Origin of the sequence: Streptomyces beijiangensis (assembly GCF_017315755.1) — a bacterium.
Classification (GTDB): Bacteria; Actinomycetota; Actinomycetes; order Streptomycetales; family Streptomycetaceae; genus Streptomyces; species Streptomyces beijiangensis.
Genome location: NZ_JAFLRJ010001276.1, coordinates 1 through 236, shown reverse-complemented (window position 1 = coordinate 236; position 236 = coordinate 1). Strand labels below are relative to the sequence as shown.

The following is a 236-nucleotide window of genomic DNA, read 5'->3' as shown; positions in this document are numbered from 1 at the left end:
AGGCTGCGGAGCGCTGTGCTCCGCAGCCTTCCGTCGGTGGTGTGGTTCAGGCGGCAGGCGGCGGGGTGCCCGTGCCGTCCTCCTTGTTCGAGAGGCGGCCCAAAGCGTCCTTCGCCTTGTCCGTACCGGTCCCGATCTTGTCGCTGTACTTGCCCTTGGTCTTGGAGTCGACCGTCTGGGCGGCTTTGTCCAGGCCTTGTTCGATCTTGTCCCCGTGCTGCTGGGCGAGGTCGGAG

At 66.5% G+C, this 236-nt stretch carries 1 protein-coding gene; it reads right to left on the bottom strand.

The window, feature by feature from the left end:
* Positions 1-46 precede the first annotated feature (46 nt).
* On the bottom strand, positions 47-236 hold a 190-nt coding region (locus J0695_RS41495), incomplete at its 5' end, for an antitoxin (protein ID WP_206969982.1).